The sequence below is a fragment of the Paenibacillus sp. FSL L8-0638 genome, from assembly GCF_038593075.1.
Classification (GTDB): Bacteria; Bacillota; Bacilli; order Paenibacillales; family Paenibacillaceae; genus Paenibacillus; species Paenibacillus polymyxa_D.
The window spans coordinates 4,955,374-4,971,018 of record NZ_CP151960.1; the positions used below are offsets into that span (position 1 = coordinate 4,955,374).

General features: G+C 43.6%; 15 protein-coding genes and 2 pseudogenes. 9 read left to right on the forward strand and 8 right to left on the reverse strand.

Annotated features, from left to right (window positions below; all coding sequences use genetic code 11):
• Positions 1-4 precede the first annotated feature (4 nt).
• Positions 5-802 (forward strand): undecaprenyl-diphosphate phosphatase, encoded by a 798-nt coding sequence (gene bacA / locus MKY35_RS22120; protein WP_272639136.1) that lies wholly within the window; start codon positions 5-7, stop codon positions 800-802.
• A gap of 134 nt (positions 803-936) precedes the next feature.
• Here bacA and MKY35_RS22125 read toward each other — a convergent pair whose 3' ends face one another.
• From MKY35_RS22125 to MKY35_RS22160, 8 genes are all read right to left on the reverse strand, one after another.
• Positions 937-1,263, reverse strand: coding sequence for a thioredoxin family protein (locus tag MKY35_RS22125; RefSeq protein WP_025721930.1), 327 nt, complete (start codon positions 1,261-1,263; stop codon positions 937-939).
• Positions 1,264-1,416: 153 nt separating this feature from the next.
• Positions 1,417-2,328: an aldo/keto reductase gene (locus MKY35_RS22130; RefSeq protein WP_342444829.1), complete on the reverse strand. Its 912-nt coding sequence runs from the start codon at positions 2,326-2,328 to the stop codon at positions 1,417-1,419.
• Positions 2,329-2,485: 157 nt separating this feature from the next.
• Positions 2,486-3,229, reverse strand: a complete 744-nt coding sequence (locus tag MKY35_RS22135; RefSeq protein ID WP_342444830.1) for an alpha/beta hydrolase-fold protein — start codon at positions 3,227-3,229, stop codon at positions 2,486-2,488.
• A 33-nt stretch (positions 3,230-3,262) separates the two neighbouring features.
• Positions 3,263-4,243 carry a siderophore ABC transporter substrate-binding protein gene (locus MKY35_RS22140; RefSeq protein ID WP_342444831.1) on the reverse strand — a complete coding sequence of 327 codons (981 nt, stop codon included), beginning with the start codon at positions 4,241-4,243 and terminating at the stop codon, positions 3,263-3,265.
• Between the two features lie 12 nt (positions 4,244-4,255).
• On the reverse strand, positions 4,256-5,014 hold the full coding sequence (locus MKY35_RS22145) for an ABC transporter ATP-binding protein (RefSeq protein ID WP_342444832.1): 759 nt from the start codon (positions 5,012-5,014) through the stop codon (positions 4,256-4,258).
• Positions 5,008-5,958, reverse strand: a complete 951-nt coding sequence (locus tag MKY35_RS22150; protein WP_342444833.1) for an iron chelate uptake ABC transporter family permease subunit — start codon at positions 5,956-5,958, stop codon at positions 5,008-5,010. The genes MKY35_RS22145 and MKY35_RS22150 overlap by 7 nt, the downstream gene beginning before the upstream one ends.
• Positions 5,948-6,901 (reverse strand): ABC transporter permease, encoded by a 954-nt coding sequence (locus MKY35_RS22155; RefSeq protein ID WP_342444834.1) that lies wholly within the window; start codon positions 6,899-6,901, stop codon positions 5,948-5,950. Before MKY35_RS22155 ends, MKY35_RS22150 begins: the two co-directional genes overlap by 11 nt.
• 318 nt (positions 6,902-7,219) lie before the next feature.
• Positions 7,220-7,444, reverse strand: a complete 225-nt coding sequence (locus MKY35_RS22160; protein WP_342444835.1) for a hypothetical protein — start codon at positions 7,442-7,444, stop codon at positions 7,220-7,222.
• Between the two features lie 216 nt (positions 7,445-7,660).
• Between MKY35_RS22160 and MKY35_RS22165 the strand changes: the two genes are divergently transcribed.
• The 8 genes and pseudogenes from MKY35_RS22165 (at position 7,661) to MKY35_RS22200 (ending at position 15,592) form a co-directional block, all read left to right on the forward strand.
• Positions 7,661-8,338, forward strand: coding sequence for a response regulator transcription factor (locus MKY35_RS22165; RefSeq protein ID WP_342446690.1), 678 nt, complete (start codon positions 7,661-7,663; stop codon positions 8,336-8,338).
• Positions 8,335-9,252: a HAMP domain-containing sensor histidine kinase gene (locus MKY35_RS22170; RefSeq protein WP_342446691.1), complete on the forward strand. Its 918-nt coding sequence runs from the start codon at positions 8,335-8,337 to the stop codon at positions 9,250-9,252. Before MKY35_RS22165 ends, MKY35_RS22170 begins: the two co-directional genes overlap by 4 nt.
• A gap of 109 nt (positions 9,253-9,361) precedes the next feature.
• Positions 9,362-10,039, forward strand: coding sequence for an ABC transporter ATP-binding protein (locus tag MKY35_RS22175; RefSeq protein WP_254329498.1), 678 nt, complete (start codon positions 9,362-9,364; stop codon positions 10,037-10,039).
• Positions 10,036-12,594: an ABC transporter permease gene (locus tag MKY35_RS22180; protein ID WP_342444836.1), complete on the forward strand. Its 2,559-nt coding sequence runs from the start codon at positions 10,036-10,038 to the stop codon at positions 12,592-12,594. Before MKY35_RS22175 ends, MKY35_RS22180 begins: the two co-directional genes overlap by 4 nt.
• A gap of 224 nt (positions 12,595-12,818) precedes the next feature.
• Positions 12,819-13,499 (forward strand): annotated as a pseudogene (locus MKY35_RS22185) (response regulator transcription factor).
• A 1-nt stretch (position 13,500) separates the two neighbouring features.
• A pseudogene (locus MKY35_RS22190) lies at positions 13,501-14,408 on the forward strand (HAMP domain-containing sensor histidine kinase); the annotation flags it as partial.
• Positions 14,409-15,085: 677 nt separating this feature from the next.
• Complete coding sequence (locus MKY35_RS22195; protein WP_342444837.1) at positions 15,086-15,241, forward strand: hypothetical protein; 156 nt, start codon at positions 15,086-15,088, stop codon at positions 15,239-15,241.
• 3 nt (positions 15,242-15,244) lie between these two features.
• Complete coding sequence (locus tag MKY35_RS22200; RefSeq protein ID WP_342444838.1) at positions 15,245-15,592, forward strand: hypothetical protein; 348 nt, start codon at positions 15,245-15,247, stop codon at positions 15,590-15,592.
• Positions 15,593-15,645 lie beyond the last annotated feature (53 nt).

Here is a 15,645-nt window from a genome sequence, read left to right on the forward strand (position 1 = left end):
TAAAGTGGATATTTTATCTTCTATTATTATGGGAATTATTGAAGGGCTGACAGAGTTTTTGCCGGTCTCTTCGACGGGTCACATGATCCTTACGGCTGATCTTCTAGGATTAAACACAGAGAACGATACGGTCAAAACGTTTGAGGTTATCGTGCAATTAGGTGCTGTGCTGGCAGTCGTCGTATTATACTGGCGCAGATTCCTGAGCCTGTTTGATTTCAGACGCAAAATCTCGAGTCAGCCACGTCTAAACCTGCTACATATTATTTTAGCCATGATCCCAGCTGGGCTAATTGGCGTACTGTTCCGTGATGTAATTAAGCAATACCTGTTTGGTCCTGAAACGGTTCTCTATAGTTTGGTCATCGGAGGCCTGTTGATGATTGCGGCCGAGAAATTTCATCCGCCCATTAGATCACATACGTTGGATGAGATCACGTACAAACAGGCTTTTACCATCGGTGTGTTCCAAGTCCTAGCTCTATGGCCAGGCTTCTCCCGTTCAGGCTCAACCATGTCTGGGGGCCTATTCGCACGTGTAAGTCATACGGCAGCCGCGGAATTTACATTCCTCGTATCGGTTCCGGTCATGCTGGGTGCATCGGGTATTGATATGATTAAAAGTATGGATCATCTGTCTATGAGTGATTTTCCGGTGTTCGCAGCAGGCTTTATTACTTCCTTTATCGTCGGGATGCTGGCGATCAAAACATTCCTCGGTCTGCTCAAACGCTTGAGTCTGACTACGTTCGCCATTTACCGCTTCGTGCTGGCGGCTGTGTTCTTTTTCATTATTTTATAAGCCATTGTTTGGTACCGATAACCACTAACTAAAAAGGGATATCCATAGGATCTGAATGATCAGCCTTGGATATCCCTTTTACTATTTTGCAGAAAGGATAGATCGTACTGAACGATCCCTATCATGCGTTCTGATTATTGTTTGGATTCCAGCGTAGTCAAATATTCCGAGATTTGAGCTGGCGTTTTAGCGTATTTGCTGTGCAAATGAGCAATTTTTTCGCCATTTCGGAACACGAGCAGACTCGGAATGCCGCGCACTTGATTTTCGTCGGCAATCGGCTGAAATTTCTCTGCATCAAGCGCAAAGAAACGCTTATCCGCGTTTTCCTCAATAATGCCGTCCATAAATTTATCCAGTGTCTTGCAATCTGGACACCAAGTTGTATCAAATTTCACGACGGTCAGACCGTCACCGTTAATTAAATCCTGATATTGCTGCTGAGATTCGATGCGTTCCATTCGTTAGTCCCTCCTAGGTTGTATTTACAAAACATCTCCATATTCACATATGGAATTATATAAACGGAAGCTTATTCTTATATTGTAATGGTTCTTTAATAAATTGCAACTGGGATAGGTACATGTTTGACACTTGTCCCATCATTGCCCGGATCAGCGGTATTGCGCATCATAACGATTGGCTCGGCTAATTTGCTGTAGCGCCTGCCGCTCTTCTTGAGTTAGCGGTGCAATATCTGCAGCAGAAATATTATGCTCCAATTGTCTCAAAGAGCTTGCACCCGGGATCACAGCAGCGACAGTCGGATGTGAAAGGCTATAACGGATCGCTGTCTGACCCATACTACGGTCCGCCCCTGCAAATGCCTTTAATTGCTTACGCACGTCCAGTAGCTCTGCTTCTTCGTAGTCCAGATACCCCTTGGCTATCTTCCCTTCCCCTTCGTCAGCCAATACACCACTGGCCACTGGCCCACGTGCAATCACGCTGATTCCCCGCTCCTGAAGCAAAGACAGTACCTCTTCCTCTGCACGCCGATCCAGTAAACTATACTGATTCATAACACTAACGATATTCGAGCGTTTGACATATTCACGGATGACGTGCGGGCGAATGGAGGAAATACCATAATAACGGATGACGCCCTCCCGTTGTAGTTGCTCAAAAGCCTCTATCGTTTCGTCCATCGGATCGTCAATTGTCCCTCCGTGCAGCTGATACAGGTCGATATAGTCCGTTCCAAGGCGGCGCAGGCTCTCTTTAACAGCAGACAGAATATATTTCTTGGATGGGTCCCATCCCCAGCCCTCCTGCCCCGGTAGACGCCGATTGCCGACCTTGGTCGCCAGGATGACATCCTGTCGCCGTCCACGGATCGCTGCACCCACAATTTCTTCATTGCGCCCGTGCTGGTACAAATCGGCCGTATCCAACAGGTTTACGCCCCTGTCTAGCGCTTCATGAATCAAGTAAACACCTTGCTGCTCCTCCGTACCGACCGACATACATCCCAGGCCAATCTCACCTACCAGCAAATCTGATGATCCTAGGCGGTTTCTTTTCATTTATGCTCCCCTCACTTCCAATAACGTATAACTTTAAATTTTCAATATTTCTCTATTATACGAAAAAAATATACAAAAAAAACAACCCCAAAGGCATAGAGACTCCACGCTCTCCAATCCTTTGAGGTTGTTGTATACGACTCGTAATTAATTCATGCTATCCAAACAACCATTGGACAGCCTTAGGAAATTGACGCTGAAAACAATCTACTCGATGCACTGCATCCTGATCCAGCTCAAGAAGCACATCTTTTGCATCCAGTCCCTGTGTCCGCAGCAACTCGTGTGCCTGGAGGGTGAGCGGAACCATATCTTTTTGTACATTCGTCTTCCCTTCACCTTCACGGGTCCCGACAGATATATAAAAGCGTTGTGTCCCATCCCTCACAGTTGCACATGATGCAGATTGCATATAATCAATCATACCCGGATACCAATACGAGCCTGAGATGGAACCGACGCGTCCGAAAACGTCCTTATACTTGAAGGCGGCATACATGGAAATTAATCCGCCCAATGAGGCGCCGATAATGCCCGTATGCTCCGTTCCAGTATGCACTGGATATTTTGCCTCGACGTATGGCATTACTTTTGTAACCACAAACGCCAGATAGGCATCTCCACCACCACCAAAAGTAGGTCTTCCTTCTACTAAAGCAGCTGCCTTCCAAGGCGTATAATCATCCAGCCGATTTACGGGCTTAATACCTACCAGCACCACACGGGGCAGCTCCTCCGCAGAAAAACCTCTTTCCAGCTCATCTAATCCGCTTAGAAATAAAGAGCTACCATCCTGCACATACAGCACAGGATACAACTCATTATGATTCACGGAGACGGGAGGTGTATAGACGTGCACAAGATACCCATCTAATGAAATTTCATCTACATGACCTTTCATCCTACACAGTCCCCCATGATGTAAATGTATGCATTACAATGCAGCATCTATTTCCTTGATCATTTCAGATACAGATTCCAGACCGTTACCTGACAGGTACCAGTAGTTAGGATCAAGGTATATAATATGACCGTTTTTAAATGCATTGGTTTTCTTCACCAGTTCATTCTCAATGGTTTGTTTACCTGTAACCTGCTCCTTGCCTTCTTCGACCACTACTGCTCCACGGTCAACGACAAAAATATAATCCGGATTTTTTTGCTGTACATATTCAAAAGAAACCTTTTGTCCATGCGTGGATACTTTAATGCCAGGATCTACAGGGGTTACGCCAAAAGCATCATGAATGATACCGAAACGGGATTGTGTGCCATATGCGCTCAGGCTTCCTTCATTTGTCAGCACGATCAGTCCTTTAGCTTTGCTCGCTACAGCCTTGTCATGTACGGCCTTGATGGAGCTATCAATCGCAGCCAGTTCCTGCTTGGCAGCATCCTCTTTGTCGAAGATTTGCCCCAATGTTTCAACGTTTTTCTTAAAGGAATGGATATAATCCTTGGTGTCTACCGCCATCGAAATGGTCGGTGCAATTTTGCTCAACTCTTTATATGCATCAGCTTGTCTGCCGCCGATGATGATCAGTTCAGGAGAAAGATCACTGATTTTCTCGTAATCCGGTTCAAACAGCGTGCCCGCACTTGCATATTTGGAATCTTTATATTTGCTCAAATACGTAGGAAGATCCTGCTGCGCCACTGCCGCAACGTCAACACCCAGCTTATCGAGCGTATCCAATGAACCAAAATCAAAGACAACAACATTTTTGGGGTTAACTTTGACTTGAACCGGGTTTTCATCGAGTGCATGTTTGACCGAGATGGTTTTGGATTCAGTGGTTGCAGTCGAGGAGCCCTCACCTGTCGCTTCCGGTGTTACCGGAGCCGCTTTACCACAAGCCGACACGATCAGCACCAGTGCAAGCATCAATGTTAAAAACATCATATTTTTCTTCATTCTACATTCCCCCTAAGTGAAATACACACAAATTTTATGATCACCGATCTGTTGAATCGGAATATCCATATCGTACAATTCCTTCAATACCTGGCTATCGATCATCTCGTCAGCCGTTCCTTGTTTTAGCAATCTGCCATCCTTCATCCCCACAATATAGTCTGAGTAGCAGGAGGCAAAGTTAATGTCGTGAAGCACCACCAGAATCGTTTTGCCCAAATCATCCACTAAATTGCGCAGTGTCTTCATAATCTGAACCGAATGCTTCATGTCCAGATTGTTCAGCGGCTCATCCAACAGAATGTATTCTGTGTCCTGAGCCAAAATCATGGCAATAAAAGCCCGCTGTCGCTGTCCTCCACTAAGCAAATCAATATACTTGTCCTTCATATCCTCCAGTCCCATGTAGGCCATAGACTGCTCCACCATTTTGCGATCCTCGCTGTTCAATCTGCCTTTGGAATACGGAAAACGACCGAAGCTGACTAGTTCCTTCACGGTTAAACGGATGTTGACATCATTCGTCTGTTTTAAAATCGATATCTTCCGAGCTAGCTCCTCACTTTTCGTCAGGCTCACGGCCTGCCCGTCAATGAGGATTTCCCCCTCATCACTGTCAGTCAGGCGACTGATCATCGACAACAAGGTGCTTTTTCCAGCGCCGTTAGGTCCAATAAAGGAGGTAATCGTGCCTTTAGGTACAGTGACAGATACCTGATCCACCACATTTTTATTCCCGTAGCGTTTGGTTACGTTTTTGACTTCTACCATGACTTATTCTCCCGCAGCAAAAGGTACAGGAAGTACACCCCCCCGATAAAGTTAATAATGACGCTGACTGTTGTCGATAAGTCGAATACTCTTTCTGCCAGCAGTTGGCATCCTGCCAACGCAATAACACTGACACAGATAGAGGCCGGAATAATATAACGATGCTGATAGGTTTTCATCACCTGATAAGCCACATTGGCCACAATTAATCCGAGAAACGTAATCGGCCCGACAAGCGCTGTAGAAATGGAAATGAGAATCGCTACGATAATTAGCAGCCTTTTGATAATAAAACCATAAGGGAGACCTAAATTAATCGCATGCTCTCGTCCGAGCGACAGCACGTCCAGATACTTGATGAATCTCCACGCATAAGCAAATACGAGCAAAAGCACGAATACAGAAAGCCATAACAGTTCGGTGTTTACATTACTAAAGCTGGCAAAGCTCTTGTCCTGGATTTTCGCAAATTCGTTCGGATCAATCAGTACCTCCATAAAGGTAGACAGACTGTTGAATAATGTGCCGAATACCAGGCCAATCAGCAAAAGTACATAAATCCCACGTCCATCTTTGCGGAAAATTAATTTGTATAGCAGTCCTGCGAACAGCACCATCAGCCCCACTGACAGCAAAAAGTTCAATTCTTTGCTGGTCGAAATCAACGGGACGGAGCCAAATGCAAAAATAATCGTCGTCTGAATCAGCATATACAGCGAATCCAGCCCGATAATACCCGGAGTCAAAATCTTATTATTCGTAACCGTCTGGAAAATAACGGTTGCAAAAGCAATGGAGCCACCTGTCAGAATGAAAGCTGCGATCTTTTTCAATCGTCGTGGCAGCGCGTAATGCCAGGTATGCGGAAGATCTATAAACACGAAAGCAGCAATCAACACAAGCGCGGCAGCGGCTAATATGCCGATTTTTAATTTAGGATTCATAAGCCCTTCTCCTCAGCAGCAAATACAAGAACAACGCGCTCCCGATCACACCCACCGTAAGCCCTACAGAAATTTTATACGGATAAATGATCACCCGTCCCAAAATGTCGCAAAACAGCACAAAGACGGCGCCCAAGATCGCTGTATGGGCCAGGCTTTTTTTCAGATTATCCCCCATATACATACTGACGAGATTAGGTACAACCAGCCCCAAAAAGGGAATTGTCCCGACCGTTAAGATGACAACAGAGGAAACCAAAGCCACGATCACTAACCCGACATTGACGGTGCGCTTGTAATGAACTCCCAAATTCGCCGCAAAATCCTCGCCCATGCCTGCAATTGTGAAACGATTCGCATATATGTACGCCAGTGCAACCAAAGGAACACTAAGATACAGCATCTCGTAGCGACCACTCATAATTAGAGAAAAATCCCCCTGCATCCACGAAGAAATGCCCTGGATCAGATTGTATTTGTAAGCAAAAAAGGTTGTTACCGAATTTAAAATGCCTCCAAACATCAAACCGACCAGCGGGATAAATACCGGGTCCTTGAAACGGATTTTATCCAGTATCTTCATAAAAATCAGTGTTCCTCCTAGAGCAAATCCAAAAGCCGTCAGCATCTTCGTCCAAAATCCTGCCGCTCCAAACACCATAATAGCCATCAGCACACCCAATCGTGCCGCATCCATCGTCCCTGCAGTGGTGGGAGAAACAAATCGGTTCCGGGTAAGCTGCTGCATAATGAGCCCGCAGATACTCATACTCGCCCCTGCGATAATGATACTGATCAAACGAGGGAATCTGCTAATCAGGAGTACCTGCGCCTGATCGTTGGTTAAGTGGAACAAATCAAGTGGAGTTACATCATGAACACCAATAAAAACCGAGGCGAAAGCCAGTACCAGAAAAGCCAGTATTAAATAACGCAATTTCATCTCTAACTAAGGGAGCCTGTCCAATAACCTGTACCAAGCTTCGGCCCTGTCCTCCCCTCCAATAATGATAATGATTATCAAAATCAACTAGCATAAATTATATCAGTGATATTGTATCTGTCAAATTCTTTGAAAAGTGTACAATTAAAAAACTACGGAAACTTTTTGATCGCAAATTTTTAAATAAGAAGTAGTGCTATTTTAATCTTTATAATGCTGATATTGCTATGTAAATGAAAAAGAAGAAGTATCTCTACCTCTTCTTTTCGTGGTTATTGTTAACTTTTTTAGCTTCTCAGAATTAAATTTAGTTACTCACTACCACCATGGAGAATTATGTGCGCTACAGTGAGAGCCTTCATTACAATCTGTATGACATGAACCACCACAATTCTCTTGCACTTCCATATCAAAATCTGCGTTCACCAAAACCTCAAGCTTTTCCATGATTACCTCACCTCCTTTCACTCCTAAAATACCACTGAAATTACCCTGGATTTTCCCATTGTAAAAAAACAGTTCTTTTTTTGTAAAATTAACCACTTTTCAGAAACCAGCATTTTATTATTTCAGTGATATCTTCACCCTTGTATGAAGAGTTTCCGAACAGTCCAGATAAACAATGAGCAAATCAGAGCAATATCCTGTAAACTGGAAATAGAATATTCCTATGAACTATGACCCTCTTTAACATCTTACTGTGCACTGCTTTCGAAACTCGAACCTAGGCAAACGCTTATCAAAAATAGGAGGCAAATGATGAATCACATACTAATCGTCGAGGATGATATCGCCTTGAGTAACGGTATTATTCTTGCCCTTAAAGAACCTAACAACGTATTTACGCAAACATATGACATTGCTGCTGCAAAAGAACAATTGAACGTCACTGCCTTTGACCTAATGATTCTTGATGTGAATTTGCCGGATGGAAGTGGACTCGACCTTTTAACCCATATACGAAAAAAAACAACTATACCCGTCATCGTTCTGACTGCGAATGATATGGAAACAGATGTCGTCACTGGTTTTGAGCTGGGTGCTGACGACTATATCACCAAGCCCTTCAGTCTTATGGTACTGAGAGCAAGAGTTGGCGTTCAGCTAAAGAAATCCAGATACTCGCTTGCAGACTCCATTCATCTCGACAATTTTTCTTTTTCATTCGAGAGAATGGAATTTATTAAGAATGGTACACCTATTGAACTAAGTAAAACGGAGCAAAAATTGTTGCGCATCCTAATCAACAATCGAGGAAATACCGTTTCGCGTGATCATTTGATAGACAGCATCTGGACTGACGGGGCTGAATATGTAGGTGAAAATGCCTTGTCAGTTACGATAAAAAGGCTACGTGACAAGCTCGAGGATTATCCTTCTTCCCCACAATATATTAAAACGGTTTATGGGCTGGGCTACACATGGGCGTTGAAATGACAACACTCCTATATATATGTATTGGAATTACCGTTGTTGCTGTATGCACCGCTGTAAGTGCTATTATGCTTTATCGCAGGAGCATCCATAAAACAATGAAAACCATTGAGAACATGCTGGATGCCGCGATAAATGGCAGCTTCTCAGAGGATGTCTTTGATGAATCCGTTCTTTCTTCAATAGAAGCTAATTTTGTGAGATTTATTTCCATTTGTTCCGTTTCCTCCAAAAACCTGCTTGCTGAAAAGAATAAAATAAATGAGCTGATTTCCGATATTTCACACCAAACGAAAACACCATTGGCCAACATCCTGCTTTATTCCCAACTACTTAGCGAATACGAACTATCACAGGATACCTCCACTTGTGTGAAAGCTCTATCAACACAGGCCGAAAAGCTTAACTTCCTAATCCAGGCATTGTTGAAAACATCGCGGCTTGAAACGGGGATTATCACGGTAGCGCCAAGACGAGAATCTGTTCATAAGCTCCTTGATGCTGCACTGGAGCAAATAACGCCAAAAGCAGATGCCAAAGGGATTTCGGTTATTAGGGAGGACACCGTTATTCATGCTTATTTTGACCTAAAGTGGACCAGTGAAGCTGTCTATAACATTATGGATAACGCTATAAAATATACAGAGACAGGCGGAAACATGGATATAAAAGTGATGGCATACGAATTGTTTTGTCGAATTGATATTACCGATAGCGGCATAGGCATTGCAGAAGAAGAACAAGGTAAAATCTTTACCCGCTTCTATCGCTCCCCCACGGTTAACTCGCAGGAGGGCGTCGGGATTGGACTGTTTTTAGCTAGAGAAATCATCGCTGCAGAGGGGGGTTACATCAAGGTACAATCACGCTACGGCCGTGGTTCTACCTTCTCTATTTTTCTTTCTATGGATACTTAATTCTTTCAATACCGTTAGATTTCAGAAAGATTGTAGAAAGATCAGTGTGTTAATGTCTGTACTGTAGATGACTACGATCCAGACATTTTTTTGTGGAGGAGAACGTAATATGGCTCTATTGAAAACTCAGGCATTAAGGAAGCATTACGGGAACGGAGATACTGCTGTTCATGCCTTAGACGGCGTGAATCTGGAGGTGGAAAGTGGAGAATTTGTCGCTATTGTTGGTACGTCCGGGAGCGGCAAATCTACCCTTCTCCATATGCTGGGTGGACTTGATCGTCCAACCAGCGGAAACGTTACGATTGACGGCAAAGATATTTCTTCACTGAAAGACGAAGAATTGACCATTTTTCGCAGACGAAAGATTGGCTTCGTGTTTCAAAATTACAACCTGGTACCTGTCTTGAATGTCTACGAAAATATTGTGCTTCCTATTGAACTGGACGGTAAAGAACCAGACAAAGCCCACATAGATAAAATAGTACATACCTTGGGCCTTGACCACAAAATGAATAATCTGCCAAACAATCTTTCTGGTGGACAACAGCAACGTGTAGCTATTGCCAGAGCACTGGCAGCCAAGCCCGCCATTATCTTGGCAGATGAACCCACCGGAAATCTGGACAGTAAAACGAGTCTGGATGTGATGGGACTGATCAAAGTATCCAGCCAGCAGTTTCGCCAAACGATGGTAATGATTACTCATAACGAGGAAATTGCGCAAATGGCAGACCGCATCATCCGCATTGAGGACGGTAAAATAGTAGGTGGTGCGACCCGATGATCAAAATAAAAAACAGTAAGGCGGTTCGTAATTTATCAGATAAAAGTTTTAAAGCCAATAAATTCCGCAATATTATTGCGATTATCGCTATTTCCTTAACCACTTTGTTATTTACATCTCTATTTACTATGGGGCTTGGCACGATGGATAGCTTCCAACAGGCAACGATGCGACAGGCTGGTGGGGCAGGGCAGGGTTATCTCAAATATATCAACGATGAGGAATTTAATCACATCAAAGACCACCCTCTTATTAAAGAGATAGCGTATAGCCGCGTGTTAAGTGAAAAGGTGACGAACGAGCAATTTTTAAAGCGCCATGCGGAGTTCTGGTATCATGACGATGTAGGGCTGAAGCTAGGATTGATTGAGCTAGAAAAAGGCCACAAGCCAGTGGCGGAAAATGAGGTTATCGCGGACTCGAAGACCCTACAGTTACTGGGTACTCCCCTGAAAGAGGGCGCCACATTGTCCTTGAAGCTTGAGGTTCACGGCAAAATGGTACAGCGTGAATTTATCCTCTCCGGCTGGTGGAAGAGTGACCCCGCCGCCATGATAGACAGAGGTCAAATTTATGCTTCTAAAGCTTATGTGGATGCACATGCCGAAGAATTACGCTACACATATAAGCAGGATCATGATATGACCGGAACCATCAATGCAACTATCATGTTCGGTAACAGCTCGAATATGCGGGAAAATCTTAATAAAGTGATTACAGAAAGCGGTTATTCCCTTGACAAAAATGCACCGAACTACATTGCAAGTTCTGTGAACTGGGCGTATCTTTCCAACACTTTCAGTTCGAACCCTGAAGCCGTCTTCCCCCTAGCCACTGGTCTGTTACTGATCATGCTTACTGGCTACTTGATCATCTATAATATTTTCCAAATCTCGGTGATGCGTGATATTCGTTTCTACGGTCTTCTAAAAACCATTGGCACAACCAGCAGGCAAATCAGCAGAATTATCCGCAGACAGGCATTATTTCTTTCCTTGATCGGGGTTCCTATCGGCTTGCTCGCAGGTTTTTTAGTCGGCAGATCGCTTATCCCTCTGCTGCTTATGAACACTTCTATGCACGCAAATGCTGAGGTAACTACATCCCCCAGCCCATGGATTTTTATCGGCTCCGCTTTGTTTGCAGTCATGACAGTTATGATCAGTGCATATAAGCCTAGTAGAATTGCGGCGACTGTGTCTCCGATCGAGGCAGTAAGATACGTAGACGGAACTACCAAAAAGGATAAGAAAAAACTAAAAAAATCTACTAACGGTGCTAAAATGCCGCTGATGGCTCGAACCAACTTAGGCCGCAATAAGAAGCGGACTATTTTGGTGCTGCTTAGCCTTTCTCTAGGTCTAGTGCTACTGAATACTACTTTTACATTATCCCAAAGTCTGGATATGAATAAGTATGTGTCTAAAAGTCATGACACTGACTTTCTGATTGCACATGCTGATTATTTTCAAGAACATTTCACGGGCCCTGACAATGCAACGACAGAAAGCTATATTCAGGCCGTCCAGGCACAACCCGGTTTTGAAGAAGGTGGACGATTGTACAGTGGCGGCAATTTATTCACTGTCGAGTATAAAGAGAACAAAGAGGGGAAGAAGCTGTACGGGGAAATCGTCACTCCTGACGCTCGCGGCAACTTATCTGCACCAGTGTATGGGCTTGAAGATCTCCCCCTTCACCGACTACAATTAATTGATGGTGAGCTTGATTATGGCAAGCTAGCTTCAGGAAAGTATATTTTGGAAGGAATCAGGTTAGACAATTACGATCATCCTGAAATGGAACTATCCGTATACAAAGTAGGTGAAAAGGTTACTCTTCATAACTATATGGACACAGCAAATGCCCAGGAGTATACTAGCCATGAATTCACAGTGCTTGGTCATGTTGGCGTAAAATCATCCAATTCTGGTGTAGCCGTTGCTAGTTATACTGACTTCTATCTCCCGGCGGATATCTACAAAACGCTTGTGAAGAAGCCTGTGGTGATGAGTTATGCCTTTAATGTATCCGATAGTAAAGAAAAAACGATGGAGAGCTTCTTAAAGAACTATACCGAAATAAAGGAGCCCACGATGCATTATAAATCCAAATTCACCTCAATTGCCGAGCTTTCAGGTATGCAAAAAACAATTTTGATGATCGGCGGTACGCTCAGTATTATTATTGGGGTGATTGGCATTATTAATTTTGCAAACGCGCTTCTAACTAGTATTCTGACCCGCCATCAAGAATTTGCTATACTACAAAGTATCGGCATGACCAACAAACAATTAAAAACAATGCTTGTTTATGAGGGGATGTACTATGTGCTCGGCACCAGCATATGCTCCATCTTATTAGGAAGCCTATTTTCCGTCCTGATTGCGAGACCCTTGAGTAGTCAAATATGGTTTATGAGTTATAAATTTATTATCTGGCCGCTGATCCTCGTGCTGCCTGTTCTGCTCGCTCTTGGGATATGTCTTCCTCTCGCTATTTATTCTCTGAGCGACAGGAAAACTATCGTAGAACGACTGCGAACAGAAGAATAAATCCCCCTGTAAAGAAAATGACCTGGTCAAAACTTCTGGCTGGGTCATTTCTTGGTTATTCAACAGTGCATTAATACCTGCTCCCTGAACCATGAGCAAATAAGAGCGATATCCTGTAAAATAGAAATAGAGAATTGGCCGGCTCTCATTTACATTTTTATTGTGAGCGGTTGTTAGAGCTCGGGGTTCAATGACTTGGTTAACCAAAATACAAGAGGAGAATGATGAATTACATACTAATCGTCGAGGACGATATCGCCTTGAGTAACGGTATTGTTCTTGCTCTTAAAGAATCTAACAACCTATTTACGCAAACGTATGACATAGCTACTGTAAAAGAACAATTGAACGTCACTGCCTTTGACCTAATGATTCTTGATGTAAATTTGCCGGATGGAAGTGGACTCGACCTTTTAACCCATATACGTAAAAAAACAACTGTACCAGTCGTTGTTCTGACTGCGAATGATATGGAAACAGATATTGTCACTGGGTTCGAACTGGGCGCTGTCGACTATATCACTAAACCTTTTAGTTTGATGGTGCTGAGGGCCAAAGTAGATATTCAGCTAAAAAGAGCTAGGTATCCGCTTACAGATTTCTTTCAGCTTGACAATTTTTCCTTTTCATTTGAGAGGATGGCATTTATTAAGAATGGCACATCCATTGAACTAAGTAAAACTGAGCAAAAATTGTTGCGCATCCTAATCGATAATCAAGCAATACTGTATCTCGCGATCGCTTGATTGACAGCATATGGACGACTGATGGAGCTGAGTATGTAGGTAAAAATGCCTTGGCGGTTACAGTAAAAAGGCTGCGGGACAAATTGGAGGATTCCCCCTCCTCTCCCGGATACATTAAAACAGTTTATGGGCTGGGATATAACATGGGCGGTGAAGTGATATGACAATACTTAACCATGTGTATATAGGAATTGCTGCTACCTTTGCTGCCGCGGCTGTCGTTCTTCTATATCGTAAAAACATACATAAAACCATGACAGCCATCGAAATAATGATTGATGATGCAATTAATGGGAAATTTGCGGAGCATGCTTTTGACGAATCCGTGTTATCCTCTGTAGAAGACAGGCTTGCGCAATTTCTTTCTATTTGCTCTGTCTCCTCCACAAATCTGCTGGTAGAGAAGAATAAGATAAACAAGCTCATTTCTGACATCTCCCACCAAACGAAGACTCCTGTTGCCACATCCTCCTCTACGCACAACTGCTTAGTGAGCATGATTTACCTGAGGATATCTCTTCTTGTATAAAAGCTTTGGCTTCACGAGCAGAAAAACTTAATTTCCTGACCAATACGTTGGTGAAAACATCGCGACTAGAAGTGGGTATTATCACGGTATCGCCAAGGCAGGAATCTGTTCAAGAGCTCCTGCACGTTGCACGGGAGCAAATGATGCCGAAGGCAGATACCAAAGGCATCTCTATTGTTATGGAGAATACAACGATTCATACTTGCTTTGATCTGAAATGGACGGCTGAAGCCGTCTACAATATTATGGACAATGCTGTGAAATATACAGAAACCGGCGGGAGCATCACCATAAAAGTGATCGCATATGATTTGTTTTGCCGGATCGATATTACCGACAGTGGTATAGGGATTGCAGAAGACGAACTGAGTAAAATCTTTATGCGTTTCTCTCGCTACCCTACCGTAAGCTCACAGGAGGGTGTCGGGATCGGACTGTTTTTGGCTAGAGAAATCATCACTGCTCAAGGTGGCTACATCAAGGTACAGTCACGCTGCGGCAGTGGCTCTACCTTCTCCCTTTTTCTTCCCATTTGTCAAATAGTTCTTTCCATACTTTCAGATTTCAGAAAGGCTGTAGAAGGATTGATATGGATAGTCTGTATTGCAGGGCGCCACAATACAGACTTAACCGTTCGATAAACGGAGGCATACGATTGATGGCAAGGATAAATTCCACTGTAAGACAAAGATTGACCATCTTCCACAGGCGAAAAATCGGCTTCGTTTTCTAAAATCATAATCTAATACCTGCCTTGAATGTCTGCGAAAAATATTGTGCTCCTATCGAAAAAAACTACTATAATCTGGAACATAAAAGCTTTAAAATTGGTAAAGCCCATAGCCTCTAACTGCCTTGGCTGAATTATTATTTACAGCACTGTCACTATAGGTCTTACTGCTGTAGAAAATATGCGGAAAACGAACATACGGCGGAACGGTGACGAAAATCATGCCGCACTCAAACAAATCAATGATGAGAATTTTAACCACGTAAAAATCACCCGTTGATCAAATATAGACGAGGAATTTGTGAGGCCTGATTTTATCCTATCTGTTTCGGGAAAGAGATCCAAAACTACATCTAGTATCTTGCATTCCCGCGAAATTATAACGAGGTTTGCCTGAAAAGCCTATAGGTACGCGCTTATCTCAAGATATTATCACCAATATACTCCATTCTGCGTTACCGCAAGCTGTCCGGAAATATTTCGGACATGTCAACGATTCAAAAGCTCATGGCGGACATGGACTTTTTCGCATACAAAAAGATCAAGCTGGTCATGGACCGAGGCTTCTACAGTGAAGCGAACATCAACGCGCTGTACCGGCATCATCTGAAATTTCTGATTGGTGTCAACGCCACGCTGTAATACGTGCAACAGGAACTGGAAAGTGCCAGAGCGCACCTTCGCCATTGGGAGAACTTTCAGGCCGACTATCATTTGTACGCCTACACGACTCCGCTCGCCTGGCAGTATATAGCCAGGAGCGACCGGTCCTACAAAGGTGATGTGCTGAAAAGCGAGCGCAGAGCGTACCTGCACCTGTATTTCAACAAAGAAAAAGAAACGGAGGACGCCTACAAATTAAACCGTCTGCTCACCAGGCTGAAAACCGAACTGGAAAGCGGGAAACGCGACCCGGCACATGAGAAAACGTATGCCAAACGTTGGCGTTGTACCGCAACAAGGATGTCATTGAAAAAGCATTTGGCAATTTGAAAGATCGCTTGAATTCCGTCGCATGGAGGTATCCTCTGAGCGGAGTCTAGATG